Origin of the sequence: Streptosporangium canum, from assembly GCF_900113865.1 — a bacterium.
Taxonomy (GTDB): domain Bacteria; phylum Actinomycetota; class Actinomycetes; order Streptosporangiales; family Streptosporangiaceae; genus Streptosporangium; species Streptosporangium canum.
On record NZ_FOQY01000002.1, the window covers coordinates 411016 to 436771 of the forward strand.

20 protein-coding genes and 1 pseudogene are annotated in these 25756 nt (G+C 72.5%); 9 read left to right on the top strand and 12 right to left on the bottom strand.

Going from position 1 to position 25756, the window contains the following annotated elements; genetic code table 11:
* Nucleotides 1-47 precede the first annotated feature (47 nt).
* On the bottom strand, nucleotides 48-1253 hold the full coding sequence (locus BM085_RS04185) for an MFS transporter (protein ID WP_093885678.1): 1206 nt from the start codon (nucleotides 1251-1253) through the stop codon (nucleotides 48-50).
* Nucleotides 1254-1376: 123 nt separating this feature from the next.
* On the opposite strand from BM085_RS04185, the gene BM085_RS04190 reads away from it, so the two are divergent.
* Nucleotides 1377-2297 (top strand): GlxA family transcriptional regulator, encoded by a 921-nt coding sequence (locus BM085_RS04190; protein WP_342742849.1) that lies wholly within the window; start codon nucleotides 1377-1379, stop codon nucleotides 2295-2297.
* A gap of 265 nt (nucleotides 2298-2562) precedes the next feature.
* Here the strand turns inward: BM085_RS04190 and BM085_RS04200 are convergent, their stop codons facing one another.
* Together BM085_RS04200 and BM085_RS04205 are read right to left on the bottom strand one after the other, a co-directional pair.
* Nucleotides 2563-3027, bottom strand: a complete 465-nt coding sequence (locus BM085_RS04200) for a MarR family winged helix-turn-helix transcriptional regulator (RefSeq protein WP_093885681.1) — start codon at nucleotides 3025-3027, stop codon at nucleotides 2563-2565.
* 198 nt (nucleotides 3028-3225) lie between these two features.
* A complete protein-coding gene (locus tag BM085_RS04205) occupies nucleotides 3226-4449 on the bottom strand; it encodes a beta-ketoacyl-[acyl-carrier-protein] synthase family protein (RefSeq protein WP_093885682.1) in 1224 nt (407 codons plus the stop codon).
* A 239-nt stretch (nucleotides 4450-4688) separates the two neighbouring features.
* On the opposite strand from BM085_RS04205, the pseudogene BM085_RS47320 reads away from it, so the two are divergent.
* Nucleotides 4689-4799, top strand: a pseudogene (locus tag BM085_RS47320) (nitroreductase family protein); the annotation flags it as partial.
* A 336-nt stretch (nucleotides 4800-5135) separates the two neighbouring features.
* Here the strand turns inward: BM085_RS47320 and BM085_RS04215 are convergent.
* Nucleotides 5136-5783 carry a response regulator gene (locus BM085_RS04215; RefSeq protein ID WP_093885683.1) on the bottom strand — a complete coding sequence of 216 codons (648 nt, stop codon included), beginning with the start codon at nucleotides 5781-5783 and terminating at the stop codon, nucleotides 5136-5138.
* A 28-nt stretch (nucleotides 5784-5811) separates the two neighbouring features.
* Nucleotides 5812-6921 (bottom strand): sensor histidine kinase, encoded by a 1110-nt coding sequence (locus BM085_RS04220; RefSeq protein WP_245789117.1) that lies wholly within the window; start codon nucleotides 6919-6921, stop codon nucleotides 5812-5814.
* 113 nt (nucleotides 6922-7034) lie between these two features.
* Between BM085_RS04220 and BM085_RS04225 the strand changes: the two genes are divergently transcribed.
* Complete coding sequence (locus BM085_RS04225) at nucleotides 7035-8093, top strand: DUF418 domain-containing protein (protein WP_093885684.1); 1059 nt, start codon at nucleotides 7035-7037, stop codon at nucleotides 8091-8093.
* A 134-nt stretch (nucleotides 8094-8227) separates the two neighbouring features.
* Nucleotides 8228-8800, top strand: coding sequence for a dienelactone hydrolase family protein (locus tag BM085_RS04230; protein WP_093885685.1), 573 nt, complete (start codon nucleotides 8228-8230; stop codon nucleotides 8798-8800).
* Nucleotides 8801-8868: 68 nt separating this feature from the next.
* On the opposite strand, the gene BM085_RS04235 is transcribed toward BM085_RS04230, so the two are convergent.
* The 4 genes from BM085_RS04235 to BM085_RS04250 all read right to left on the bottom strand — a co-directional run bounded on the left by BM085_RS04235 (nucleotide 8869) and on the right by BM085_RS04250 (nucleotide 13788).
* Nucleotides 8869-10176, bottom strand: a complete 1308-nt coding sequence (locus BM085_RS04235; RefSeq protein ID WP_218158610.1) for an RNA polymerase sigma factor — start codon at nucleotides 10174-10176, stop codon at nucleotides 8869-8871.
* Entirely contained in the window at nucleotides 10173-10592 is a 420-nt protein-coding gene (locus BM085_RS04240) for a YciI family protein (RefSeq protein WP_093885687.1), read from the bottom strand. Before BM085_RS04240 ends, BM085_RS04235 begins: the two co-directional genes overlap by 4 nt.
* A 215-nt stretch (nucleotides 10593-10807) precedes the next feature.
* Nucleotides 10808-12655 (bottom strand): glycoside hydrolase family 15 protein, encoded by a 1848-nt coding sequence (locus BM085_RS04245; RefSeq protein WP_093885688.1) that lies wholly within the window; start codon nucleotides 12653-12655, stop codon nucleotides 10808-10810.
* 35 nt (nucleotides 12656-12690) lie between these two features.
* On the bottom strand, nucleotides 12691-13788 hold the full coding sequence (locus tag BM085_RS04250; RefSeq protein ID WP_093885689.1) for an enolase C-terminal domain-like protein: 1098 nt from the start codon (nucleotides 13786-13788) through the stop codon (nucleotides 12691-12693).
* 144 nt (nucleotides 13789-13932) lie between these two features.
* Between BM085_RS04250 and BM085_RS04255 the strand changes: the two genes are divergently transcribed.
* From BM085_RS04255 to BM085_RS04275, 5 genes are all read left to right on the top strand, one after another.
* On the top strand, nucleotides 13933-15699 hold the full coding sequence (locus BM085_RS04255) for a thiamine pyrophosphate-dependent enzyme (protein ID WP_093885690.1): 1767 nt from the start codon (nucleotides 13933-13935) through the stop codon (nucleotides 15697-15699).
* A 5-nt stretch (nucleotides 15700-15704) separates the two neighbouring features.
* Nucleotides 15705-18203 carry an FAD-binding and (Fe-S)-binding domain-containing protein gene (locus BM085_RS04260; protein WP_342742850.1) on the top strand — a complete coding sequence of 833 codons (2499 nt, stop codon included), beginning with the start codon at nucleotides 15705-15707 and terminating at the stop codon, nucleotides 18201-18203.
* A 44-nt stretch (nucleotides 18204-18247) separates the two neighbouring features.
* Complete coding sequence (locus tag BM085_RS04265) at nucleotides 18248-18748, top strand: MarR family winged helix-turn-helix transcriptional regulator (protein WP_177244945.1); 501 nt, start codon at nucleotides 18248-18250, stop codon at nucleotides 18746-18748.
* A 50-nt stretch (nucleotides 18749-18798) separates the two neighbouring features.
* Entirely contained in the window at nucleotides 18799-19848 is a 1050-nt protein-coding gene (locus BM085_RS04270; RefSeq protein ID WP_093885692.1) for a glucose 1-dehydrogenase, read from the top strand.
* A gap of 212 nt (nucleotides 19849-20060) precedes the next feature.
* A complete protein-coding gene (locus BM085_RS04275) occupies nucleotides 20061-21416 on the top strand; it encodes a serine hydrolase domain-containing protein (RefSeq protein WP_093885693.1) in 1356 nt (451 codons plus the stop codon).
* Between the two features lie 60 nt (nucleotides 21417-21476).
* Here the strand turns inward: BM085_RS04275 and BM085_RS04280 are convergent, their stop codons facing one another.
* From BM085_RS04280 to BM085_RS04290, 3 genes are all read right to left on the bottom strand, one after another.
* Nucleotides 21477-22259, bottom strand: a complete 783-nt coding sequence (locus BM085_RS04280; protein WP_093885694.1) for an SDR family NAD(P)-dependent oxidoreductase — start codon at nucleotides 22257-22259, stop codon at nucleotides 21477-21479.
* An 84-nt stretch (nucleotides 22260-22343) separates the two neighbouring features.
* Nucleotides 22344-25244, bottom strand: coding sequence for an AfsR/SARP family transcriptional regulator (locus BM085_RS04285; protein WP_218158594.1), 2901 nt, complete (start codon nucleotides 25242-25244; stop codon nucleotides 22344-22346).
* Nucleotides 25245-25258: 14 nt separating this feature from the next.
* Nucleotides 25259-25588, bottom strand: a complete 330-nt coding sequence (locus BM085_RS04290) for a MarR family winged helix-turn-helix transcriptional regulator (protein ID WP_245789118.1) — start codon at nucleotides 25586-25588, stop codon at nucleotides 25259-25261.
* Nucleotides 25589-25756: the final 168 nt, after the last annotated feature.

Genomic DNA, 25756 nt, shown 5'->3' on the forward strand with positions numbered 1-25756 from the left:
TGCACGCCGTTGTTCGCCGCCTACGTCCGGCTGCGGACGATGACCGACTACGTCAACACGCCGGCCGGGACCGAGATCGACCGGTCTCCGGCCGTCTGAGGTTCCCGGCCCAGCCGCCTGACCGGCTTGATCAACAGCAGCGCCGCCACCACGCCGACCGTCACCAGGGCCGACCCCAGCATGAAGGCGCGCGGTTCGACCAGCGCGGTGACCGGACCGGCCAGCGCCTGCCCGACCGCCATGCCCGCGACCGACCCGGCCACCTGGTAGGCGTTGACCCGGTTCACCACGTCCGGCGCGACCTGCGTCTGCACGCTGGTCGACCACATCACCGACCAGAACGCCAACGCGCACCCCCCGAGCAGGTGCCCGGCCATCAGCAGCGGCAGCGGCAGCCCGAGCGCGACCGTCAGCGGCACCGCCACGTACCCGCTCAGCGCCACCGCCCCGGCCGCCAGCGGCCTGCGCGGCCTGAGCCTGATCGCCACCAGCCCGCCCAGCACGGTGCCGAGGCCGAGCGCCGCCATCACCCAGCCGTAGTCGGCTCCGATGACCTGCGACGACAGTGGCACGTACGGCCCGACCACCAGAACGCCCCAGAACACCCAGACCAGGATGACCGACCACATCCAGCTCCTGGCTTTGAACTCCTCCCAGCCCCTGCGCAGGTCGCTCAGCACGTCGGAGGGCTCCGGCCTGGGTGCGGCGACCCGGACCAGCAGCAGGCACACCCCGCTGACCAGGAACGTCGCGGCGTCCACCGTGTAGACGACGACCGGCCCGGCGACGACGATGAGGACTCCGGCCAGTGCGGGACCCGCCAGGTGGGTGACCGCCTCGGCGATCTTCAGCGTCGCGTTGGCCCGCTGCGGATCTTTGGCGACCAGGGAGACCATGCCGTTGACGCCCGGTTCGAACATCCCGGCCGCCATGCCCGACAAGAACGCCATCACCAGCAACAGGGCGTACGGCGGAGCACCATCCAGGAAGGCGACAGCCACGACCCCCTGGGTGACGACCCTGATCACGTCCGCGCCGATCATCAAGCGCCGGGCGCCGATCCGGTCGGCGACAACCCCGCCGAACAACATGACCAGCACAGCCGACGCGGTCCAGAGCGCGAGCACGTAGCCGACGCCCGCGATCCCATAGACTTTCCCGATCGCCAGCGCCGAGGCGACGGGCATCATCGCGTCACCGAGCAGCGAGATCGTGCGGGCCACGAAGTAGAGGGTGAAGCTTCTTGTCCACATGAGCCCCAATTCTGGATTTTTCCAGATCAGAGCACTGGTGTCCCAAATGACATCATTGGGTACATTTGCGCCATGCCCCTGGATTGTTCGGAAACACTCCCGACACCCCCCAGCCCGCATCGCGTGGTCGCCTTGGTCGCCCCGAACCAGGAGCTCTACCCGGTCACCTCCGCCTCGGCCGTCTTCGGCTACCACGGCCCCGACATCCCTCAGCACTACAGCTTCAGCCTGGGCGCCGAACACCCCGGCTCCCTCCCCACCACCCTCGGCGTCCCCATCCAGGTGGACAGGGGCCTCGAAGCCCTCGACGACGCCGACACCGTGGTCATCGCGGGCTGGACCCTCGCCCCCTCGCCCGCCGTACTCCACGCGGTGTCCCAAGCCCATGCCCGAGGCGCCCGCATCGTCGCCGTCTGCGCCGGAATCTTCATCCCCGCCGCCCTTGGCCTCCTGGACGGCCGCCGCGCCTCCGTCCACTGGGAACTCTCCGGCGAACTCGCCGCCCGCCACCCCCGCGTCATCCTCGACGACACCGTCATCTACGTCGATCACGGCGACGTCGCCACCGCCGGAGCCTCGGCCGCCACCCCCGACCTCTGCCTTCACCAGGTCCTCCAGGAGTACGGCGCGGCCCACGCCATGCGCATCGGCCGCCAGCTCGCCGCCGGTCCGCACCGCGAGGGCTGCCAGCGCCAGTACCCTCCCCTGCCCACCACCGGCCCCATGCCGGACTCCCTGGCCCCCCTGCTCGAATGGCTCCTCTCACGCCTGCCCGACCAGATCACCGTCGAGGACATGGCCGCCTACTCGCGCGTCTCCCCTCGCACCCTCACCCGCCAGTTCGCCGACCAGCTCGGCGTCCCACCCGCCCGCTGGCTGCTGGAGCGCCGCCTGGCCGCCACCCGCGCCCTGCTGGAGGAGACCGACCTGCCCGTCGAGACCATCGCCACCCGCGTCGGCCTCTCCTCGGCGGTCAACCTCCGCCGCCGCTTCCACACCGCCCTGCGCACCACCCCGGCCGCCTACCGCCGCTCCTTCCGCTGAAGGTTCCAGGCGGTTCCGCCGTCCCGCCCGCCGACGCCCGGAGGCTGATCGCGGGGGCCGCCACGGCGCTCGGGCACGAGCCGGACGAAGGGGCGCGGTTCCGGGCCGGCGTGTTCGACCCGGTCGCCAACCGGGGAGTCGAGCTGCGCGGCACCCTGGACCGGCCCGACCATCCCCAGCCGGTGCCCATCGTGCGGTTCGCGGCTGCCCCGGTCTTACGCGGCTCACCCGGGCGGGAGACGGCCCGTTTCCCGCCCCGTCACGCTCAGACGGTCAGCGGACCGGAGGCGGCCGGCAGGTTGTTCAGGGCCTTGACCAGCGGTGCGAGCTCCGGGGTCTGCTCCGCCTCGCCCAGCGCCCTGGCCAGGACCTCGTCGTGGGTCGGCCGGGCCTGCGTCAGCAGCGCCCACCCCTGCCCGGTGAGCTCGGTGTAGATGCCGCGCCGGTCGTCCTGGCACAGGATGCGGGTCAGCAGCCCGCGGTCTTCGAGCCGGTTGACCAGCCGGGTGGTGGCGCTGCCGGACAGCGCCGCGGCACGGGCCAGCTGCTGCATGCGCATGTGCCAGCCGTCCTGGCGCGACAATGCGTCCAGGACGGTGTATTCGACCACCGACAGCTCGTGGCCCGCCTGCAGCGCCCGCTCCATCGCGGCGTCGATCAGCCCGTGTAGCGCGGCCAGCGTCCGCCAGCCCTGTGTGCGGATCTGCACCGCGTCGTCTCCGATTGCCACGGCCGCCTCCTTTTCGTGTCCTCCCCCGTCCAGGCGGGCAGTCCTCGCGGCCCAGCCTACCAATGGTTCGAAATAAAACGCGCGTGCAAGTATATTTTCCGCGCGGGTGCCCGGCGGGCCCGCCCCTCGCGCGGTGGCGCGGCACGCCGGCGGTATCCGCGCGAGGTCACCGGGATCGGCCGGCGCCCGCGGACCGGTTCAGGAGGCGGTGAAGGCCAGGGAGGCGTTGTGGCCGCCGAAGCCGAAGGAGTTGGTCATCGCCGCCGCCCACCGGCCGTGGCGCGGCCGCCCGGTGACGATGTCGAGCTTGACCTGAGGATCCAGCTCCTGCAGGTTGCGGGTGGCGGGGATCACCCCGTCGCGGAGGGCGAGGATCGCGCCGATCGCGCCCACCGCCCCGGCGGCCCCGCACAGGTGCCCGGTCATCGACTTGGTGGCGGTGATCGCGGGATGCGTCCCCAGCGCCTCGGTGATCGAACGGGTCTCGGTCAGGTCGCCGGTCGGGGTCGAGGTGGCGTGGGCGTTCACGTGCCCGACGTCGAGGGCCTGCAGCCCCGCCGAGGCCAGGGCCAGCCGCATCGCGCGCACCTGCCCGCCCGCGTCGGCGCCGGTGATGTGGTGGGCGTCGGAGGTGGCGGCCGCGCCGGCCAGCGTGGCGTGCACCCGGGCTCCGCGGGCCGCGGCGAACCCCTCGCGTTCCAGGACCACCACGGCGGCCCCCTCGCCGAGGACGAAGCCGTCGCGCCCGGCGTCGAAAGGCCGGGAGGCCTCCTGCGGGGCGTCGTTGCGCGTGGACAGGGCTCTGGCCTGGGCGAATCCGGCGAGGGTGAGAGGGTGCACGCACGCCTCGGCGCCGCCGGCGATCACCACGTCGGCGCGGCCGAGGCGGATGAGGTCCAGCCCCATCGCGATCGCCTCGGATCCGGAGGCGCACGCGCTCACCGGCGTGTGGGCACCGCCCCGGGCGCCGAACTCGATGCTGACCACCGCCGCGGGCCCGTTGGGCATCAGCATGGGGACCGTGTACGGCGAGACCTTCCGCGCTCCGGAGGTCTCAAGAAGGTCGTCCTGGGCGAGCGTGGTCAGCACCCCGCCGACCCCCGTGCCGATGACCACCGCCAGGCGTTCGGGTTCGACGTCGGGGGCCCCGGCGTCCGCCCACGCCTCCCGCGCGGCGACGAGGGCGGCCTGCTGGCAGCGGTCCAGCCGCCGGGCCGTCACCCGGCCCAGCACCTCGGCGGGCTCCACCCGCATCCGCCCGGCGATCCGCACCGGCAGGCCTTCGGCCCACTCCTCCCGGATCAGGGCGACGCCGGATCGCCCTTCCAGCATGCCGGCCCAGGTGGAGGCCACGTCCCCGCCCAGCGGTGTGGTGGCACCGAGCCCGGTGACCCGGGCACCCGCCTTCGTCCCGTCTCCCATCAACGCCCCCTTCGTCCCCCGGCCGCCGTCCCATGCGCGGCGCCGCCGGGGTGTTCGGGCACAACGCTGCCAGGGCGGGCCCGCTCCCGCAGGTGACCCGGCCGACGAAAATGCCGCGGGAGATTTGTCGGCGACGTCGTGATCACGGCCGTGCCGTCCGGGGTACCGCCCGGGCCGTGCGGTAGGCGGCCCGGTCCGGAAGACATCTCCGGGGTGATCCGGCGAAGGCCGGCGACCTTGTGCCGGCGGCGCGGGCTCCGTCGAGTGGGAATCTCCAGCCGTGGCATGTGTACGTCGTGACCGGCGAGCCCTTGGCCGAACTCAAGAGGCGCGCGACGGCCAGGGCTCGGGCGGGCGACTCGGGTGATGAGCGGGAGTATCCGATGTACCCCACCGAACTGACCTCGCCGTATCTGGACCGCTTTTCCGCCGCAGCAGCCCAGCGGTACGAAGCGCTGGGAATCGAGCGTGATGACCCCGACAGGCCCAAGAAGATCGCCGCCTTGAACTCGGAGGCGTTCGGGGCGCCGGTCGTACTGTTCTGCTACCTCGACCGGACGATGGGGCCCGGACAGTGGGGGGGACGCAGGGATGTACTTGCAGACGGTCATGCTGTTGCTGAGAGCGGCGGACCCGCCGGCCTGGACTGCTCTCCCGAAGAGGGGGGCGGCGGTTTCCGCCGGACCTCATCCCGCGCCCATCATCCGGCTCTCCCAGGCCCAGGCCGCGATCTCGACCCGGCTGCGTACGCCCAGCTTGACCAGGATGCCCGACACGTATCCCTTGACCGTGCTCAGCGAGAGGAACAGCTCGTCGGCGATCTCCTGGTTGGTGCGGCCCCTGGCGACCGCCCGCACGATCTCGGTCTCCCGCGCGCTCAGGGGCTGCGCGGGCGGGCGGGCCCTGGCTCGGACGCCGCGGTCGGCGAGGTGGCGCAGCAACCGCAACGTGATCGACGGCGAGATGAGCGCGTCCCCCGCGTAGGCGGCCCGCACGGCCTCGACCAGCAGGCTCGGACCCGCGTCCTTCAGCACGAACCCGACCGCGCCGCCGCGCAACGCGCCGTAGACGTACTCGTCCAGGTCGAAGGTGGTGACCATGACCACCCGGGTCGGCGCGTCGGCCAGCGCGCGGGCGACGTCGATCCCGTCGAGGCGGGGCATCTGGACGTCCACCAGGCACACGTCCGGGGCCGTCTCGCGGGCCTGTTCGATGGCCTGGACTCCGTCGCACGCCTCGGCGACCACGGTGATGTCGGGCTGGTCCTCGAGGATGATCCGCAGGCTGGCCCGGATCATCGCCTGGTCGTCGGCCAGCAGCACCCGGATGGTCATCGCCGCCCCCGCACGGGCACGGGCGGCGTCATCGGCGCTCGCCGGTGGGGATGGTGGCGCGCACCGACCAGCCGGAGCCGGGGCGGGGGCCGGCGCTCAGGGTGCCGCCGAGGGCGTCGAGGCGTTCGCGCATGCCGACGAGGCCGTATCCGGCGCGGCGGTGACGGCGGGAGGGCGCCTGCGGGGCGTCGTCCTCGATGACGACCGTGACGGCCTCCTCGTCCTGGGTGACGTCGATGGTGACCGCGCGGGCCCGACGGGCGTGCCGGGAGACGTTGGTCAGCGACTCGCGCACGACGCGGTACACGGTGCTGCGCACCTCGGGCGGCCAGCTGTCCGGCTCGGCGGCCAGGCGCAGACGCGCCCGCCGGCCGTGGCTTTCGAAGCCCTCGATCAGCTCGGCGAGCCGTTCGCAGCCCGCCGAACCGGCACCGGTGTCGCGCAGGAGGCCGACCACGCGGCGGGTGGCGGCCAGGGCCTCGGAACCCGCGGTCTCGATGCCGGCCAGGGAGCCGGCTGTCCTGTCCGGGTGCTTGGCGGTGAGGAGCTGGGCGGCCTGGGCCTGGAGCACGATGCTGGTGATGTGGTGGGCGACGACGTCGTGCAGTTCTCTGGCCAGCTCCAGGCGCTCGGCACGCCGTACCCGCTCGGCGGTGGCCTGGCGGCGGGCGGCCAGCAGCCGCAGGCCGAGCCCGCTCACCAGGGCGGCGAGCCAGGCCAGGCCGCCCAGCACCGGCACGGCCGAGCGAGGGCTGGCCAGGAGTCCGCCCGTCATCACGGCCAGCCCCGCGGCGGCGACGGCGCAGGCCGGGCGGGCGGGCAGTGTCCTGACCGCGGAGCCGACGAGCACCGCCAGGGCCAGGGACGCGGCCGGGCCGGGTTCGGCGGGCAGGTGGAGGAGGCGGGCGGCGAGTACGGCGAGCGCCGCCACGGCCGCGCCCGCGACGGCGGTCCAGAGCCGATCGCGGCGGCGCGCCAGGGCGAGCACGCACACCGACGCGCCGACGGCCGCGCCGAACGGCCAGTAGCCGTCGCCCCAGCTGCCGGCGACCTGGTATGCCTGGAAGGCGACGGCCGCCGCGAACACGACGCCGAGCCCGGCGTCGACCGCCACCTCGAGCCGATCGGGAAAACCCACGGAATCCAGGCTAGGACAAGGGTTCCGCCGGCCTGTACCGGCCGAAAGTACTGTTGCGTTCCCTGCTTTCTGTCGATGTGGGCAGCCGGTCCCGGTCTGCAGGATGAGGCCCCATGCCACCTGAAACGCTCCCCCCGACGCCGGCGCCGACGGGACCGGGGCAGTCCGCTACGACCGTCTCCGGCCGGCCGCGTATCGCCGCGCTCGATGTGCTGCGCGGCTTCGCCCTGTGCGGAATCCTGCTGGCCAACGTCAAGCCGATCGCCCACATGGTCCGCACCGGAGAGGTCACCCAGCCTGTGGTGGTGGCCAGTCAGGACGGCGCCTGGCTGGGGCTGTTCGTCGACCAGCGCTTCTTCCCGATCTTCTCCCTGTTGTTCGGCATCGGCTTCTCGTTGCTGCTGGACTCCGTGCGAGGCCGGGTCCCCCGCCCGCGGGTGCTCCTGCTGCGCCGGATCCTGGTGCTGCTGGCGATGGGCCTGGCTCACATGTTCCTGCTGTGGCGGGGCGACATCCTGACCGTCTACGCCGTCGTCGGCCTGCTGGTGCTGCTTCCCTCGACCTGGCTGCCGCGCTGGGCCGTCGCGGGGCTCGCCGCCTGCCTCGTCGCGACGCCGCTCATCCTCGGCAGCAACGGCGTGGCGCTGGTGCCCGGGCTGTTCCTGCTGGGCTCGGCGCTGACCCGGTATGGCGTGATCGACCGGATCGAGCGTTCGGCCCGCGTGCCGGCCGTGCTGGGCCTGGTCTTCGCGGCGGGGGCGGTGCCCGCCACGTGGCTGCAGATCCGGTCCGGGGCCGCCGGTACGGACGATCTCTCCTCCTGGTTCGCCCTCGCCGGGTTGCTGGTTGCAGGCGCGTACGTGTGCGCGCTGCTGCTCCTGCTGAGAACGCCGCTCCGGCCGGTGCTCCAGGGGGTTTTCGCGCCGCTGGGCCGGATGGCGCTGACCAACTACCTGTCCGCCACGGTCCTCGTCCTGGTGGCCGCACGCCTCCTCGGCGGCTCGCCGGACGACTGGTCCCAGACGACGGTGCTCCTCATCGCCGGGGTCATCCTCCTCCCTCAGTGGCTGGTGTCCACGCTCTGGCTGCGCCGCTTCCGTCAGGGGCCCCTGGAATGGCTCTGGCGCTGGGCCACCTGGGCCCGCCGTCCCCCCTTGCGCCGCGCCTCCTGACGGCCGCCGAGTGCAGGTCCCGGACCTGCCGGGCATGGTCCCCGGCAGGCCCGGCCGCGGGCGGACGTGCCGACGCGGCGCCCGCACCCTAAAGTCATGGATCATTCATTGTCCGGATCCTGTGGAGGTCAGCGGTGGCCGAGGTAGTGCTGTTTCATCACGCTCAGGGCCTCACCCCGGGCGTGCGCGCGTTCGCCGACGAGCTACGCGGCGAGGGGCACACCGTGCACACGCCCGACCTGTACGACGGCCACATCTTTGACTCCCTGGAGGCGGGACTGGCGTATTCGGATCGGATCGGGGTCGAGGAGATCATCGAACGGGGCGCCCGGGCGGTGACGGACGCGCCGGCGGAGCTGGTCTACGTCGGGTTCTCCCTCGGTGTGCTTCCAGCGCAGAAGCTGGCCCAGACGCGGCCGGGCGCGCGCGGCGCCGTGTTCGTCCACTCGTGCGTGCCGAGCTCCTACTTCGGGTCGTGGCCGTCGCCGGTCCCGGTCCGCGTCCACGCCATGGAGGCGGACCGCCTGTTCACCGACGAAGGCGACGCCGACGCCGCCCGGGCGCTGGTGGACGAGGCCGCCGACGGCGAGCTGTACCTCTATCCCGGCGACCAGCACCTGTTCGCCGACAGCTCGCTGCCCTCCTACGACGCCGGGGGCGCCGCGCTGCTGCTCGACCGGACGCTGGCGTTTCTCGGCTCCCGGTGAGGTGATCGCTTTCCCCGCGCCCGGCGCCCGCGCGGCGCCGGGCCGCGCAGGGCGGGGCGGGGCGGACATCACGCCAGCGCGGCCGCCTTGCGCAGCAGCACCGACCGCTCGCGGACGTTGCGGCACAGCCGGGCGGCGAGCTCCAGTTCGGCCCGTGCCTCGGCGGTCCGGCCGAGCCGGGCGAGCAGCTCGCCGCGCACGCCGGCAAGCAGGTAGGACCCCGACAGGCCGTCTGAGGCGACCAGCCCGTCCACGATGGACAGCGCCTGCTGCGGTCCGTCCGCCATCGCGACGGCGACGGCCCGGTTGAGTTCGACGACGGGTGACGGAGCCACCCGGCCCAGCGCCTCGTACAGCAGCACGACACGCTCCCAGTCGGTCTCCGGCACCGAGGACGCCGACGCGTGGCAGGCGGCGATCGCCGCCTGCAGGCCGTAGGGTCCGAGGCCGCGTCCGATGGCCGCGGCCCGGCCGATCGCGGCCAGGCCGCGGCGGATCGCCGAGCGGTCCCACAGGCGCCGGTCCTGATCCTCCAGGAGCACCGCTTCGCCGTCGGGCCCGGTGCGTGCGGGAAAGCGCGCGGCCGTGAGCTCGAACAGGGCGAGCAGCCCGTACACCTCCGGCTCGTCGGGCAGCAACGCGGCCAGCGTCCTGGCCAGCCGGATCGCCTCGTACGCGAGGTCGGGGCGGAGCAGGCGGTCACCGGCCGTCGCCGTCGAACCCTCCGTGAAGATCACATACAGCACGCTCAGGACACCGCCGAGCCGCTGGCGCCGTTCCTCGGGCGGCGGCAGCTCGAACGGCACGCGCGCCGCGGCGATCGTCTTCTTGCCGCGCGTGATCCGCGCCTGGAGGGTCGGCACGGGCACGAGGAACGCCCGGGCGATCTCCTCGCTCGACAGGCCGCCGACCGCGCGCAGCGTCAGGGCCACGCGAGCCTCGGGCGAGAGCACCGGATGGCAGGCCACGAACATCAGCGCGAGAACGTCGTCGTCGATCCGGTCGGGATCCCACGGCAGGTCGTCCGGCCGGTCCCGCGGGGGCAGCGCACCCGAGCTCGTCTCCCCCTCGGCCAGCCGGCCGGCGAGCATGGCGTACCGCTCGTCGAGTGCCGACCGGCGGCGGAAGGAGTCGATGGCGCGCCGCCGCGCGGTCGCCAGCAGCCAGCCCACCGGGTTCGCCGGCGCACCCTCGCGCGACCAGGTGACGAGCGCCTCCGCCACCGCCTCCTGCGCGACGTCCTCGGCGAGCTCGAAGTCCCCGGTGTAGCGGGCCAGCGCCCCGACGATCCGCGCGGACTCGATCCGCCAGACGGCCTCGACGGCCCGCCGCGCCGACTCGGTGCTCGGCGGGCCGCCGGTGGCCGCGGGCGTCAAAGCTGGCCGGTCCGCTCGCGCCACGCCCGCTCCCTGATGATCCACTCGTTGTCCTGCGGGAACTCCTCGATGCCCGGCACCCGGCGGATCTCGCACTTCGTGCCGGTGACCATGGGCAGTCGCCTGGCCCACTCGACCGCCTCCTCCTTCGAAGCCACATCGAGCACGTAGAAGCCGCCGAACAGCTCCTTCGTCTCGCCGTACGGACCGTCGGTGACCACCGGCGTCTCGCCGCTGAAGTCGACCACCACACCCTGGGCCGCGTCCTCCAGGCCCTCGGCGGCGACGAGCACGCCGGCCCGGATCAACTCGTCGTTGAAGCGGCCCATCGTCTCGAGCATCTGCTCGAAGGGCGTCTCCATCATCTTCGCGACGGATTCGTCGGTGCCCCGCAGGATCAGCATGTACTTCGCCATCTTCGAACTCCTTGCCATCGGGGTCGCCACTCGACCCTCTCACTTCAAGGTCGAACGGGGCGACCGCGGATCGACACGACAGACGACCGCAGACCATTTCGCATCCGGTCACCCCGGCGGTGTGTCGCCCCCTCCCCGCCGGGACTGCCGCCACTGCCGATCGGGCCGTGGCCGCGGCGCCGCCGATCCCCGAACGGGGCCGCAGGGAGCGTTCGCTAACGCCGGATCGAGTTCCCCGTCCCTTCGGGCCCCGCAACTGACTGTCCCGGGTGATGGCGGGCGCGCCTGGTGCGGTTGTCGCCGTCGTCGGCGAGCACGGCCGCGGTGTTGATGACCGAGACGTGGCTGTAGGCCTGGGGGAAGTTGCCGACCTGCCGGTGGCGGGTGACGTCGTACTCCTCGGACAGAAGGCCGACGTCGTTACGGAGAGCGAGCAGCCGTTCGAACAGCCGTCGGGCCTCCTGGCGGCGGCCGAGCAGGGCCAGCGCGTCGGCCAGCCAGAAGGAGCAGGCCAGGAAGGCGCCCTCCGTTCCCGGCAGCGCGTCCACGTCTTCGACATCGGGGCGGTAGCGCAGGACGAAGCCGTCCTCGACCAGTTCGCGCTGCACGGCCTCGACGGTTCCGGCGACGCGGGGATCGTCGAGCGGAAGGAATCCGAGCCGGGGAATGAGCAGCAGCGCGGCGTCCAGGCCCTTCGACCCGTAGTACTGGGTGAAGGTGTTACGGCCGGGATCGTAGCCGCGGGTACAGACGTCCCGGTGGATCTCGGCGCGTAGCGCCCGCCAGCGCTGTACGGGCCCGTCGCGGCCGTGGTTTTCGACAGCGGAGATCATACGGTCCGCCGCGACCCACGCGAGGATCTTGGAGTGGACGAAGTCGTGTCGTGGTCCGCGCATCTCCCACAGCCCGTTGTCGGGTTTCTTCCAGGCCCCCTCCAGGTAGTCCATGAGCACGCGTTGCAGATCCCATGCGTCATCGTCGGGGGCCAGACCAGCCTCCCTCGCCAATTCCAGGCAGTCGAGGACCTCGCCGTAGACGTCGATCTGGAACTGCCCGCAAGCGGCGTTGCCGATCCGCACCGGTTGTGAGCGCTCGTAACCCGACAGCCAGTCGACGGTCCATTCGGGGATCCGGCGGCAGCCGTCGAGGGTGTACATGATCTGGAGATCGGCCGGGCTGCCGGCGACGGCTCGCAGCAGCCAGTCACGCCAGGCGGTGGCCTCGGCGTCGTAGCCGGCGCGCATCAGAGCTTGCAGGGTGAAGGTCGCATCCCGTAACCAGCTGTAGCGGTAATCCCAGTTGCGGGGGCCGCCGAGCTGTTCGGGCAGGGAGGCGGTGGGGGCGGCGACGATGCCTCCGGTGGGCGCGTAGGTCAGCGCCTTGAGGGTGAGAAGGCTGCGCCGTACGGCTTCGCCGTATCTTCCGTCGTAGCGGCAGCACTCCAGCCACTGTTTCCACAGTAGCTCCGTGCTGTTCAGGGACTCGATGGCGTCGACCGGGTCGGGACGCGGCAGCCAGGAGGACTGCCAGGTCAGCACGGACGGCACACGTTCTCCCGCGCAGACGGTGAAGGTGGCGGTAGTGCGGTGAGCCTCCTCATCCGGACACAACTCGGCGGGACCCTGCAACCAGGCGGCGTCCGGACCCGCCACGACGGCCAGTTGGCCGCCGTCGTGGTGAACCCACGGTATGACGTGGCCGTAGTCGAAGCGCAGCATCAGCTCGGTGCGCATTTCGACCCGGCCGCGGACGCCCTCGACGATCCGGATCATGTCGGGCGCCTGACCTCGGGGCGGCATGAAGTCCAGGACGCGCACGCATCCGTCGGCGGAGTCCCACGTCGTCTCCAGGATCAGGGTGTCATCGTGGTAGCGGCGGCCGGTGCAGACCTGCCGGCCGGCCGGGGCCAGCAGCCAGCGCCCGGCGCGCGGACCGTCCAGCAGCGCGGCGAAGCAGGCCCCGGAGTCGAAGCGGGGCAGGCACAGCCAGTCCACCGAGCCGTCGCGCCCCACCAGGGCGGCGGTGTGCATGTCGCCGATCAGCGCGTAGTCCTCGATCCGCATGTGATGGCTCCTGTCGGGTTCGGTGGTTGCCCGCTTCAGGCGACGCGGTAACCGGCGGCGGCGCCGGGGCGCAGGGTCAGGCCGTGGCCTGGCGCGTCCACCCGGGGGTGGACGGCCCCGCCGGTGGGATCGGCCGCGCCGTCGAACAGCTCGGTTTCGATGCGCACGTGGTCGTGGAACCACTCGATGTGGCGCAGGTTCGCCGTGGCGGTGGCCGCGGGCACGTGCAGGTTGGGGGCGCAGTGCGCCGACACCTGCAGGTGGTGGGCGGCGGCGATCACGGCGGCGCCGAACCAGCCGGTGTAGCCGCCGCAGCGGGTGGCGTCGATCTGGAGGCAGTCCACGGCGCCCGCCTGGCACATCCGGGTGAAGTAGGTCAGGTCGCCGCCATACTCGCCGGCGGCGACGTCGGCGTCGATCCGCATACGCACCAGGCGCAGCCCCGCCAGGTCGTCGGAGGAGACCGGCTCTTCGAACCAGCGCACGTCCTGCTCGTCCATGCGTGTGGCCAGGCGGACGGCCTGCTTGGCGGTGTAGCCGCCGTTGGCGTCGACGTAGAGTTCGGCGTCGGCGCCGATGACGCGGCGGGCGAGGGCGACGCGGTGCAGATCACGGTCGGCGGCCGTGCCACCGGACTCGCCGATCTTGATCTTCACGCGGGGGATTCCCTGTCCGTGCACCCATTGTCGTAGCTGCGCGCCGGTGGTGGCGTCGCCGTAGGTGGTGAACCCTCCCGATCCGTAGACGGGCACGTCCGGGCGGGCGGCGCCGAACAGGCGCACCAGCGGCATTCCCAGCAGCCGCGCCTTGAGGTCCCACAGGGCGACGTCCAGCGCGGAGATCGCGTATCCGGCGATTCCCGTCCGCCCGGCGTTGCGCACCTGGCGGACCATCGCCGTCCAGGTCGCGGGGATGTCAAACGCGTCGGCGCCGGTCACCACCGCGGCGAGGGTTTCGGTGATGAAGGACACTGCGGCGGCGGGCGCGTAGGTCCACCCGGTGCCGACGATCTCCTCGGCGTCGACCTCGGCCACCACCAAGGTCGTCGCGTCCCAGACCAGGGTGCCGTCGGCCTCCGGCTGGTCGGTCGGCACGCGGTAGGCCGCGGCGCGCACCGCGCGGATCGCCGTCATCGCGCCCTCCTGACGTCGAGCCTCCTGACGTGAGTAAACCCACCCATACCCGACAAATCATCACCTAATGGTTAAAGTCATTAAAGGTTGAAAGTTTCCACTTGTTGAATATTTAGTGCTGTAAAGCGGGGCACGCCAGCAGGTATGACTGACATCGCCTCCGAAGTGCTCATCGAACGGCTGGCCGCCTGGGGTGTCGACACGGTCTTCGGGCTGCCCGGTGACGGCATCAACGGGATCATGGAGGGTCTGCGCCGCCACGCCGACCGGGTCAGATTCGTCCTGGTCCACCACGAGGAGGCGGCCGCGTTCATGGCGACCGCCCACGCCAAGGCGACCGGCCGCATCGGGGTCTGTCTGGCGACCTCGGGGCCCGGCGGCATCCATCTGCTCAACGGCCTCTACGACGCCAAGCTTGACCATCAGCCTGTGCTGGCCATCACCGGCATGCAGGAGACCAGCGTGCTGGGCACCGGCTACCAGCAGGAGGTCCACCTGGATCGGTTGTACGCCGACGTCGCCGACTACAACCTCGTCGTCGACAACCCGGCGCAGTTGCCCGGCGTGGTGGACATCGCGATCCGCACCGCTTACGCCCGGCGCGGCGTGGCTCACCTGTGCATCCCGAACGACGTGCAGGTGGCACCCGCCGATGCCGATCCCTACCAGCACGTCGCCCCGGCGCGGCCCCCGGCGACCGCGCCGATCTACCTGCCTGCGCCGGGGGTGCCGCGCCGGGAGGATCTGCAGGCCGCCGCCGAGGTGCTCAACGCCGGTGAGAGGGTGGCGATCCTGGCCGGGGCCGGCGCGTTGCACGCGCGGGAAGAGGTTCTGGCCGTCGCCGACGTTCTGGGCGCACCGGTGATCAAAACGCTGCCCGGCAAGGCCGTCATCCCCGACGACTCACCGTACGCGGTCGGCGGGATCGGCCTGCTGGGCACCAAGCCGGGTGAGGAGCTCGTCGAGGACTGCGACACGCTGCTCATGATCGGTACCAACTTCCCCTACACCAAGCACCTGCCCGAGCCGGGCAAGGTCCGCGTGGTGCAGATCGAGGCCGACCCGGCGCGCGCCGGTGTGCGCATGCCCACGCAGGTGCCGATGATCGGCGATGCGAAGGAGGGGCTGGCCGCGCTGCTGCCCCTGCTGCGGCGCAACGAGGACCGGGCGCACCTGGACAAATACCTCAAGGCGATGCAGCGGTGGCGGAAGAACATGGCCGACCTGGAGTCGCCGAAACGCGACCCGATCGCCCCGCAGTATCTGATGAGCTGCATCGACCGGGCGGCGACCGATGAGGCGATCCTCACCTGCGACTCCGGCACGATCGCCACCTGGGCGGCGCGGCACTGGACGATCCGCGGGGAGCGGCGCTTCTACCTGTCGGGAAACCTCGCCACGATGGCGCCCGGGCTGCCGTATGCGATCGCGATGCAGCACGCCTTCCCCGGCCGGCAGGTGATCGCGTTCGTCGGCGACGGCGGTTTCGCGATGCTGATGGCCGAGTTCCTCACCGCCGCCCAGCACCGGCTGCCGATCAAGGTGGTGATCAACAACAACAACTCCCTCGGCCAGATCCTGTGGGAGCAGATGGTGCTCGGCTACCCCGAGCACGGCGTGCGGTTCGCCGAACCGGCCTCGGACTTCTCCGCCTGGGCCCGCTCCTGCGGCGCCTACGGCCGCAAGGTCACCGACCCCGGACAGGTCGACGAGGCCGTACGCCAGGCGCTGGCGCACGACGGGCCCGCGCTGGTGGACGTCGACGTCAACCCCAACGAGCCGCCGATGCCCGGCAAGGTCAGCCACGACCAGGCGATCAAGTTCGCCCAGGCCTTCCTCAAGGGGCAGCCGCACAAGGCGGCGATCGCCACCACCCTGTTCAAAGACAAGATCTCCCAGCTTGGACGGTGATCGCGATGAGCCGCAGCGTCTCCCTGCCCGCCCCGGTCACCACCCGGCCGGACCAGCCGTACATCCGGCTGCGCGACCTGGAGCATGATCTGGCCGCGCGGGTGGACGGCGAGGTCCGCTTCGACCCCGGCAGTCGCGGCGCCTACTCCACCGACGGATCCAACTACCGGCAGGTGCCGCTGGGCGTGGTCGTTCCCCGCACCCCCGACGCGGCCGTCGAGGCGATCGCCGTCTGCCGTGCACACCGGGCCCCGGTCACCTCGCGGGGCGGCGGCACCAGCCTGGCCGGGCAGACGTGCAACGCCGCGGTGGTGATCGACTGGTCGAAGTACTGCGACCATCTGGTGTCGGTGGACGCCGCGGCCAGGACCTGCGTCGTCGAGCCGGGAATCGTGCTCGACGTGCTCAACGAGAAGCTGGCGGGCACGGGGCTGATGTTCGGGCCACGTCCGTCCACGCACTCCCAGTGCACCCTGGGCGGGATGATCGGCAACAACTCCTGCGGGTCCACCGCGCAGGCGTACGGCAAGACGGCCGACAACGTCTCCCGCCTGGAGATCCTCACCTATGACGGCGTCCGGATGTGGGTCGGCGCCACCGACGAGCAGGAGTACGCGCGCATCCTCGCCGCAGGCGGCCGGGACGCACGGATCTACCGCGAGCTGCGCGAGATCGTCGACACCCACGCCGAGCAGATCCGCCGCCGCTTCCCCGACATCCCGCGACGGGTGTCGGGCTACAACCTCGACCAGCTCCTGCCGGGCGGCGCCTTCCACCTGGCCAGAGCACTGGTCGGCTCCGAGGGCACCCTGGTCACCGTGCTGCGGGCCGAATTGCGCCTGGTGCCGGCGCCCAAGGCCGAGAGCCTCGTCCTGCTCGGCTACCACGACATCGCCGCGGCCGCCGACGCGGTGCCCCCCATCGCCGAGCACCACCCGCTCCAGCTCGAAGGTGTGGACGACAAGCTGGTCAGCTTCGAGCGGCGCAAGGGCATGCACCCCGAGGCCCTGGCCAAGTTGCCCGAAGGCGGCGGCTGGCTGATGGTGTCCTTCGGCGCCGACTCCCAGCGCGAGGCCGACGACCGGGCACGGGCCCTGACCGACGCCCTGAACGGCACCGAGCACGCGCCGCACATCGCCTTCTTCGACGACGAGAAGACCGAAAAACACCTGTGGGAGGTCCGCGAATCCGGTCTGGGAGCCACCGCACGTGTGCCGGGCATGCGCGAGACCTGGGAGGGCTGGGAGGACTCGGCGGTACCGCCGGAACGACTCGGCGACTACCTGCGCGACCTGCGCGCACTCTTCGAGGAGTTCGACTACGGCGACGCCGCGCTGTACGGGCACTTCGGGCAGGGCTGCGTGCACACCCGGATCCCGTTCGACCTCCTCACCGCCGACGGCATCGCCTCCTTCCTGGCCTTCCTGGAGCGGGCCTCCGACCTGGTCATCGCCTACGGGGGATCCCTGTCGGGCGAGCACGGTGACGGCCAATCACGCGGCCGGCTGCTGCCCAAGATGTTCGGAGCCGATGTCATGACCGCCTTCGAACAGGTCAAAGCCGTTTTCGACCCCGCGGACCGGATGAACCCCGGGAAGATCGTCGCCCCTTACCGGATCGAGGAGAACCTCCGCCTGGGTACCGGCTGGACCCCGGCCGACCCGAGCGTCCACTTCGGCTACCCCGACGACGAGGGCAGCTTCCAGCGCGCCGTCATGCGCTGCGTCGGCGTCGGCCAGTGCCGCCGGCACACCGGCGGCGTCATGTGCCCCTCCTACCGCGCCACTGGCGAGGAGGAGCACTCCACGCGAGGCCGGGCCCGGCTGCTGTTCGAGATGCTGGGCGGCCACGCCGACTCCACGGTGCGCGACGGCTGGCGGTCGGCGGCCGTCAGGGACGCCCTCGATCTGTGCCTGGCGTGCAAGGGCTGCAAGCACGACTGCCCGATGGACGTCGACATGGCCACCTACAAGGCCGAGTTCCTCTCCCACCACTACGCGGGGCGGCCCCGGCCCGCCGCCCACTACGCCATGGGCTGGCTCCCCCTGTGGGCGCGACCTGCTGGCCCGCGCCGGAATCCACCTGGAGGCGGTCGGCGGCTGCTGCGGCCTGGCCGGAGACTTCGGCTTCACCGCCGGTCACCTGAAGGTGTCGATGGCCTGTGCCGAGCAGGAACTGCTTCCCGCCGTGCGCGCGGCCGACCCGGACACCCTGATCCTGGCCGACGGGTTCAGCTGCCGTACCCAGATCGAACAGGCCGGCGTCGGCCGCCAGGCACTCCACCTGGCGGAGATTCTCGCCGCCGCCCAGCGGGGCGACAACCTCGGCGCCTACCCCGAACGCCGGATCGGGCGACGGCCGGGCCCGCCACAGACCCTCCGCGACAGGAGTTGACCACCATGGACCATCTGGGACGCACCACCTGGGTGATCGCCGAAGGCTGCATCCCGCCCGACAGCACCGGCGACGAGCGCGCGTTCACCAGCATCGCCTTCCCCGCATGACCTCAACACCGCAACCGCCGCCGACCGACCCGACAGGAGCGTGGATGAACACCGACGAGGTCCACGAGGCCGCGGCCGGCCCGCTGGACGACCCGGCCGACGCGGCCTGGCGAGTGGAGGCGGCCTCGCTCGTCCTGGTCGAGATGACGCTCAACGCGGCCGCCGAATACAGCGGCCTGTCCGTCATACAGTTGCGCGTACTGCTGGCAGTCGACCGGCATGGCCCCCTCAACCTCAGTGCCCTCGCCACCCACCTCACCATGTCGATCTCCGCGACCGGTCGTCTGGTCACCCGGCTCGACGCCGCGGGACTGCTCACCCGCCTTCTCGCATCACACAGCCGCCGCGAGGTCAGCATCGACGTCACCCCGCTCGGCCACCAGGCCATCGAACGTCTACGCGCCGCCCGCCGCCGTCACATCGCCGCCGCGCTGACCCGCCTGCCGCCCGCCACCCAGCAGACGCTCGCCCGCACCCTGCTGGAGTTCACCGCCGCCGTGCAGGCCGGCGACAGCTGTGGCGGCATCGGCCCGGCCGTGACCTGACTGCCTCCGCATCGCTCATACACATCGCCCATCGGAAGGAAGCACCGGCCATGCGCGCACTGACCGTCGTCCCACAGCGCAAGAACTCCCTGGCGGTGACCGACGTCCCCGATCCGGAACCCGGCGAGAACGACCTCCTCGTCGACGCGCTCGCCGTCGGCGTGTGCGGAACCGACAAGGAGATCGCCGCCGGTGACTACGGCTGGGCGCCGCCCGGCCGTGACAGGCTCGTGATCGGGCACGAGTCGCTGGGCCGCGTACGGCGGGCACCGGACGGCAGCGGCTTCTCCCCGGGCGATCTCGTCGTCGGCGTGGTACGGCGCCCGGACCCCGTGCCCTGCGGTGCGTGCGCGCACGGGCAGTTCGACATGTGCCGCAACGGCCGTTACACCGAACGCGGTATCAAGGAACTCGACGGCTATGCCAGCCAGTCCTGGCGCGTCGAGGCCGACTACGCGGTCAGGATCGACCCGGCCCTCGTCACGATCGGCATGCTGATGGAGCCCACCAGCGTGGTCGCCAAGGCGTGGGAACAGGTCGAGAGAGTCGGCGCACGGGCATGGTTTCAGCCGCGCACGGCCCTGGTCGCCGGCGCGGGCCCGATCGGGCTGCTGGCCGCGCTACTCGGCATGCAACACGGCCTGGACATCCACGTTCTGGACCGCGTCACCGGCGGCCCCAAACCGAAACTCGTCACCGACCTCGGCGCCACCTACCATTGCGGCGGCATCGCCGACGTGGTCGCCGCCACCAAGCCCGACATCGTGATCGAAGCAACCGGTGTGGGACAGCTGGTGTTCGATGCGATCACCGCCACGGCCGCCTACGGCATCGTCTGCCTGACCGGCGTCTCCCCCGCCGGACGCCGGCTCACCATCGACGCGGGCAGCCTGAATCGAGAGATCGTCCTGGAGAACGACGTGGTGGTCGGATCCGTCAACGCCAACCTCAGCCATTACAGCGCGGCGGCGGATGCCCTGGCCAGAGCGGACCTGGACTGGCTCGGCCGGCTGATCTCCCGGCGCGTACCGCTCGAGCGATATACCGAGGCCTTCACCACCCAGCCGGACGACGTCAAAGTGGCCATCACCTTCGGGTGATCCTTCCCGTCGCCCAGCAGCGGCCGGAAATCCGACGAACACCGCTGCCCGGCGTCGACATGAGGCACCCGGGCACTCCGGCCGCCTCGCGGTACCGCGCGACGAACGCGGCGGCTGACCGTGACACACCGGAGGGATCGGCCGGGGATGCTGGCGAAGCTCGTACGGCACTAGCCTTGGGCCATGTCATCGTGTCGGGGAGAGGTCATCTGATGTCGCCGGTTCTGGAGAGTACGGCCCGCGCGCTGCTGCGCAGGATCGCGGTGGAGCAGGCCGGGTCACGGCTGCCGTCCCTGACGGCGGCCGTGGTGCGCGACGGGCGGATCGCCTGGTTCGGCTCGCGCGGCCGGGTGGAGGGCGCCGCCCCCACCGAGACCACCCAGTACCGCATCGGCTCCATCACCAAGAGCATGGTCGCCACCGTGGTCATGCGGCTGCGCGACGAGGACCGCCTGGACCTGCTCGACCCGATCGGCAAGCACGTCCCCGGCACGCCGGTCGGCGAGGTGACCGTCGCCCAGCTGCTGTCGCACACCGCCGGGCTGACCGCCGAGCCGCCCGGCCAGTGGTGGGAGCGGACCCCGGGCATGCCGGTGGAGGAGCTGATCGGGCTGCTCGGCCCGGAGACCGCCCGGCACCGGCCCGGCCGCCGCTTCCACTACTCCAACCTGGGCTTCGCCCTGCTGGGCGAGCTGGTCGCCCGGCACCGGGGCGTCGACTGGGCGCAGGCCGTACGGGCGGAGGTGCTGGAGCCGCTGGGCATGAGCCAGACCACATCCCGGCCGCGCGCCCCGCACGCCACCGGCTACGCCGTGCACCCGTGGGCCGACGTGCTGCTGCCCGAGCCCGAGCACGACGCGCTGGCCATGGCCCCGGCCGGGCAGCTGTGGTCCACCCCCGCCGACCTCGCCCGGTGGGCGGCGTTCCTGGCCGGTGAGACCGCGGGCGTGCTCGACCCGGCCACGCTGGCCGAGATGCGCGAGCCGGCGATCGTCGACGACGGCGATGCCTGGACCGGCGGCTTCGGCCTGGGCCTGCAACTGACCCGGGCGGGCGGCCGCCGCCTGGCCGGCCACAGCGGCTCCATGCCCGGCTTCCTGTCCACGGTCTGGGCCGACCCGTCCGACCGGGTGGGTGTGCTGTTCATGGCCAACGCCACCTCGGGGGCCAGCCGCACCCTGCTGACGGAGCTGCTGGCCATCCTCGACGAGCACGAGCCGCACCTGCCCGCGGAGTGGGAGCCCACCGCGGCCGACGCCGACCTGCTGGAGCTGACCGGCCCGTGGTACTGGGGGCCGAGCGCCTACGCGCTGCGGCTGCTGCCGGAGCGCGGCCTGTCCCTCGAACCGATCGGCGGCGGCGGCCGGGCCTCGCGCTTCGTCGCCCAGGCCGACGGGACCTGGCTGGGCCTGGACGGCTACTACGCCGGTGAGCGGCTGAGCCTGGTCCGCCGGGCCGACGGCTCGCCCGGCCACCTCGACCTCAACACCTTCGTCTTCACCCGCACCCCCTACGACCCCACGGCCGAGGTGCCGGGCGGGGTGGACGGCGACGGCTGGCGCGGCTGAGCGGCGAGCGCCCGGCAGGTCCGGGGCGGGCCTCTGCCCGCCCCGGGCGGCAGCGGGAGGCTAGCGTGCCCACATGGGGCCGAGGTACGCGCCGCCGGTGGCGTCGAGCACGTTGCCGGTGATCCAGCGGGCGTCGTCCGAGGCGAGGAAGGCGACGGCGTCGGCGATGTCCGCCGGCCGGCCGATCCTGCCGAGCGCGGTCAGGCCCGTCAGGACGGCCCGGATCTCGGGGTTGTGCAGGGTGTCGGTCACATCGGTGTCGGTGCTGCCGGGGCTCACCGTGTTCACCGTGATGCCGCGTTCGCCGAGCGCGTTCGCCAGCGTCCGGCTCATGACCTCCAGGGCGCCCTTGGTCATCGCGTAGGCGATCTGGCCGGGCAGGGCGACCCGCGTGGCGAGCGAGGAGATGTTGACGATGCGCCCGCCGTCGGGCATCAGCGGCAGTGTCGCCTGGATGAGGAACAGCGGCGCCTTCACGTTGATCGCGAAGACCTCGTCGAACTGGCCGGGGGTCAGCCGATCGACCGACCCGGCCCGCACCGTGTCCTGGTTTCCGCAGGCCGCGTTGTTGACCAGGATGTCCAGCGGTCGCCCGTGCAGGCCCGCGGTCAGGCCGGTGAGCAACGTCCGCACGTCGCCGTCCGTGCCGAATTCCGCCTGGACCGGGAAGGCTTCACCGCCGGCCTGTTCGATCGTGACCACCGTCTCCTTGGCGGCGTCGGCGTTGCGGCTGTAGTGCACCGCCACCAGCGCGCCGTCCGCGGCCAGTCGCTGGGCGATGGCTCGGCCCATTCCCCGTGAGGCGCCGGTCACCAGCGCGGTCTTGCCCTTCAGGTCCGTCATGTCGGTCTCCTGTCAGTGATAGGCGATGACCACGAGGCTGGCAGGGCCCGCTCACCACGCATTCACCACCCGCACACCGCCCCCTCACCGCCCGGCGGCGTTGAACGCGGCCACCGCGGCCAGAGCCTCAGCCGAGTCGGCGGCGGCCGGACGATCTCCGTACGCGCGCGCGGCGGCGAGGGCCTGCCGGTAGCGGAGGCGGGCCTGGCCGACGTCCTGCTCGGCCTCCGCGATCCGGCCGAGGCCGATGAGGATCCGCCAGCGCGTCAACGCGCCGCCCATCGATGCCCGGCCGCAGCCTCGCAGCGCCCGGTCGTACAGCTCGCGGGCGGCCGGCAGATCGCCGCGCAGGCGCGCGACGTCCGCGAGCCCGCGCTGGGCGCCCGCCCGGGTCTCGGGCGTTCCGGCGCGGCGGGCGAATTCGATGGCGCGCTCGTACTCCGCGCGCGCGGCGAGCAGCCGGCCGGCGTCGGCCAGCCCGTCGGCGTTCCTGACGAGCAGCCTGGTCAGGTCCTCCACCGCGCCCAGCCGTCCCGCCAGGTCAATGGCCTCCGCCATCAGCGCGGCGAACCCCGGCCCGTCCGCGAACCCGGCCAGCTGCTCCAGGGCGGTGAGGACTCCCCAGCGGTCCCCCGTCCCGCGAAACCCCTCCAGCGCGGCGCGGAACGCCTCCTCGGCGGTGTCCCGCTCGCCGGCGAGGAGGCTCTTGACCCCTGATTCCAGGCGGGTGAACGCTCGGGACCACGGATCGGCGGGGACCTCCCCGTCCGCGTGGCAGGGGCCGTTCACCATGAACCGCAGGACGCGCAGGAACGGGTATCGCAGACGCCGATCGGCAAGGCGCTCCAGATGGTCGCGCAGTCGCCGATCGTGCACGTTGTCGGCGGCCGCGGCGTGCGCCAGGCACAGGGTGTACTCCTCTTCGAGGCCGGCGGGCGGCTCGTCGCCGACCGTCATGAGCAGGCCTGCGGCCACCGCGGCTCGCTCGCCGGGCAGGCCCCGCAACTGCCCCTGCCATGACAGGGCGGCGAGCAGGCGGAGCCCGAGCACGGGGTCGGCCCCCGCCGCCCAGTGGAGCGCCGCGTGGAAGTTGCCGCGTTCGGCGTCGAGGCGGTCCAGCCACTCCAGCTGGTCAGGACCGCGCAGGTGCGGCTCGGCGGCCCGGGCCGATTCGAGGAAGTACGCCGCGTGGGCCGCTCTCAGCCGTTCCCGCTCGCCGTCGTCGGCCAGCCGCTCGGCGCAGAACTCACGGACGGTCTCCAGCATCCGGTACCGGCCCCCGCCGGCCTCCACCAGGGATTTGTCGACGAGGTCGGCGAGCAGTTCGACGACCTCGCCCTCGGACGGCCCGCAGACCCGGGCGGCCGCGTGGAGCGGCGCGCCGCCGCTGAAGACCGTCAGCCGCGCGGCCAGCGCCTGTTCGGGGCGGCTCAGCAGGTCCCAGCTCCACCCGACGACCGAGCGGAGCGTCCGGTGCCGGGGCACCGCCGAGCGATCGCCACGCGACAGGAGCCGGAACCGGTCGTCCAGCCGGGCCTCGACCTCCTCGAGCGTCAGCGACCGCATCCGCGCGGCCGCGAGCTCGATCGCCAGCGGCAGTCCGTCGAGCGCCCGGCAGAGCCGCAGCACCGCGTCGACGTTGGCGTCGTCGATCAGGAAGCCGGGCCGTACGGCGGCGGCCCGGTCGGCGAACAGCCGCACCGCCGGATGGCCGAGGGCCTCCGGGGCGCCGCCGTCCAGGGGCAGCGGCGGGACCGAGTGCAGCGTCTCCCCGGTGATGCCCAGCCTCTCCCTGCTGGTGACCAGGATCCGCAGGTCGCGGCAGGCCGCCAGCAGCCGCCGGGCGAGCGCGGCGACCTCGGCGGCGACGTGCTCGCAGTTGTCCAGGACGAGCAGCACCCGCCGATCGGCCAGCCCCGCGATCAGCCGTTCCACGGGGTCGAGCGGACCGGACAGCGCGGGCACCAGCCCGGCCTCGCGCAAGCCCAGCGCGTTGATCAGGGCCTGCGGGGCGGCCGCGCCGTCGGCGAGCGGGGCCAGGTCGACGAAGCGGACCTCATCCCGCTCCCGCCCGGCGGCCTCGATCGCCAGCCGGGTCTTGCCGACCCCGCCCGGCCCGGTGAGCGTGACCAGGCGTCGCTCGCCGAGCAGCGCGCGGACGCGTTCGAGGTCGCCGTCGCGCCCCACGAAACTGGTGAACTGGGCCGGAACGCCGCCTCCCGCCGCCTCGGGGGGCGAGGAGCCGGCGCGCAGCACCGCCACGTGCACGCCGCCGAGCTCAGGGGAGGGATCGACACCGAGCTCCTCCGCCAGCGTCCGCCGCGCTTCTTCGAACACCTGGAGCGCCTCGGCCTTCCGGCCGCTCCCGTACAGGGCCCGCATGAGCTGTCCGCGCAGACGTTCCCGCAGCGGATGCGCCGCCACGGACTCCGGCAGCTCCGCCGCCAGGTCGCGGTGCTCACCGCGCGCCAACCGCGCCTCGACCAGGTCTTCGAGCACGGAGATCCGCAACTCCTCCAGCCTGGCGGCCTGCTCCCCGGCGAACGGCGCGTCGATGACGTCGGCCAGCGCCGGCCCCCGCCACAGTCCCAGGGCCTCGCCCAGGAGCCGGGCGGCGCCGGCGTGGTCTTCGGCGGCCAGCACGTGCCGCCCTTCGCCGGCGAGCCTCTCGAATCGGTGCACGTCGACGTCGTCGGGATCGACGAGCAGCCGGTATCCGGCGGGACCATGCTGGAGCAGCTCCCCTGTCTCGCCCGCGGCCCCGAGCCGGCGGCGCAGCCGGGACACCTGGGACTGCAGGGCGTGCGCCGCGCCGCTCGGCGCCTGCGGGCCGTACAGCCCCTCGACGAGCCGCCGCACGCCCACCGTCCGGCCCACGTTCAGCAGCAACATCGCCAGCAGCGCACGCAGCTGCGGTCCGCCGGCGGCGACCGTCTCGCCGTCGGCGGACCACACCTCCAAGGCCCCCAGGACACCGAATCGCACGGCAGGCAGGATGGTCAGGAGCCGGTGACGGCGTAGGCGCGCCGGTCGTCGGGGTTGCGTTCACGGCGCACGTGGCCGGCCCGCTCCAGGTCGTCGCAGAGGTTGACCATGACGCTGCGGTCGATGCGCAGCTCCTCGCTGAGCGTCTGCTGCGAGCAGGGGCCGACGGCCACGAGCATCTTCAGCACCAGGTGCTGGCCGACGCCGAGGCCGTTGTCGTCCGCCTGCCCCTCGGCCGCGCGCGCGACGGCGGCCGAGGCCCGGCACAGGGCGATGTCCAGGCGTTCGGCCGCCAGCTGCGGAAAGTAGGTCAGCCGCGGGCGGCCGGCGGTCTTGGGTGGCATCCGACTCCCCCTCTCGATGCCGATGACCGTAACACCAATCATCTTAATTCCAATTGTTTGACAGCAGATCAATACGGCCGTACGGGGTCCCCGTAGTACTCGGGAAAAATCGGGCGGATATGGCCCTGGCCTGGTCTCTGGTAGCCCGGCTGCGGCGTCGGCTTGGGT

What these genes read in the sequence shown, in the direction of transcription:
- BM085_RS04240 (WP_093885687.1), bottom strand. Translation starts at nt 10,592, where the DNA reads ATGGCGAAGTACATGCTGATCCTGCGGGGCACCGACGAATCCGTCGCG.
- BM085_RS04280 (WP_093885694.1), bottom strand. Translation starts at nt 22,259, where the DNA reads ATGACGGACCTGAAGGGCAAGACCGCGCTGGTGACCGGCGCCTCACGG.
- BM085_RS04205 (WP_093885682.1), bottom strand. Translation starts at nt 4,449, where the DNA reads ATGGGAGACGGGACGAAGGCGGGTGCCCGGGTCACCGGGCTCGGTGCC.
- BM085_RS04250 (WP_093885689.1), bottom strand. Translation starts at nt 13,788, where the DNA reads ATGACGGCGATCCGCGCGGTGCGCGCCGCGGCCTACCGCGTGCCGACC.
- BM085_RS04270 (WP_093885692.1), top strand. Translation starts at nt 18,799, where the DNA reads ATGCGCGCACTGACCGTCGTCCCACAGCGCAAGAACTCCCTGGCGGTG.
- BM085_RS04260 (WP_342742850.1), top strand. Translation starts at nt 15,705, where the DNA reads ATGAGCCGCAGCGTCTCCCTGCCCGCCCCGGTCACCACCCGGCCGGAC.
- BM085_RS04290 (WP_245789118.1), bottom strand. Translation starts at nt 25,588, where the DNA reads ATGCCACCCAAGACCGCCGGCCGCCCGCGGCTGACCTACTTTCCGCAG.
- BM085_RS04265 (WP_177244945.1), top strand. Translation starts at nt 18,248, where the DNA reads ATGAACACCGACGAGGTCCACGAGGCCGCGGCCGGCCCGCTGGACGAC.
- BM085_RS04215 (WP_093885683.1), bottom strand. Translation starts at nt 5,783, where the DNA reads ATGACCATCCGGGTGCTGCTGGCCGACGACCAGGCGATGATCCGGGCC.
- BM085_RS04225 (WP_093885684.1), top strand. Translation starts at nt 7,035, where the DNA reads ATGCCACCTGAAACGCTCCCCCCGACGCCGGCGCCGACGGGACCGGGG.
- BM085_RS04255 (WP_093885690.1), top strand. Translation starts at nt 13,933, where the DNA reads ATGACTGACATCGCCTCCGAAGTGCTCATCGAACGGCTGGCCGCCTGG.
- BM085_RS04275 (WP_093885693.1), top strand. Translation starts at nt 20,061, where the DNA reads ATGTCGCCGGTTCTGGAGAGTACGGCCCGCGCGCTGCTGCGCAGGATC.
- BM085_RS04245 (WP_093885688.1), bottom strand. Translation starts at nt 12,655, where the DNA reads ATGCGGATCGAGGACTACGCGCTGATCGGCGACATGCACACCGCCGCC.
- BM085_RS04185 (WP_093885678.1), bottom strand. Translation starts at nt 1,253, where the DNA reads ATGTGGACAAGAAGCTTCACCCTCTACTTCGTGGCCCGCACGATCTCG.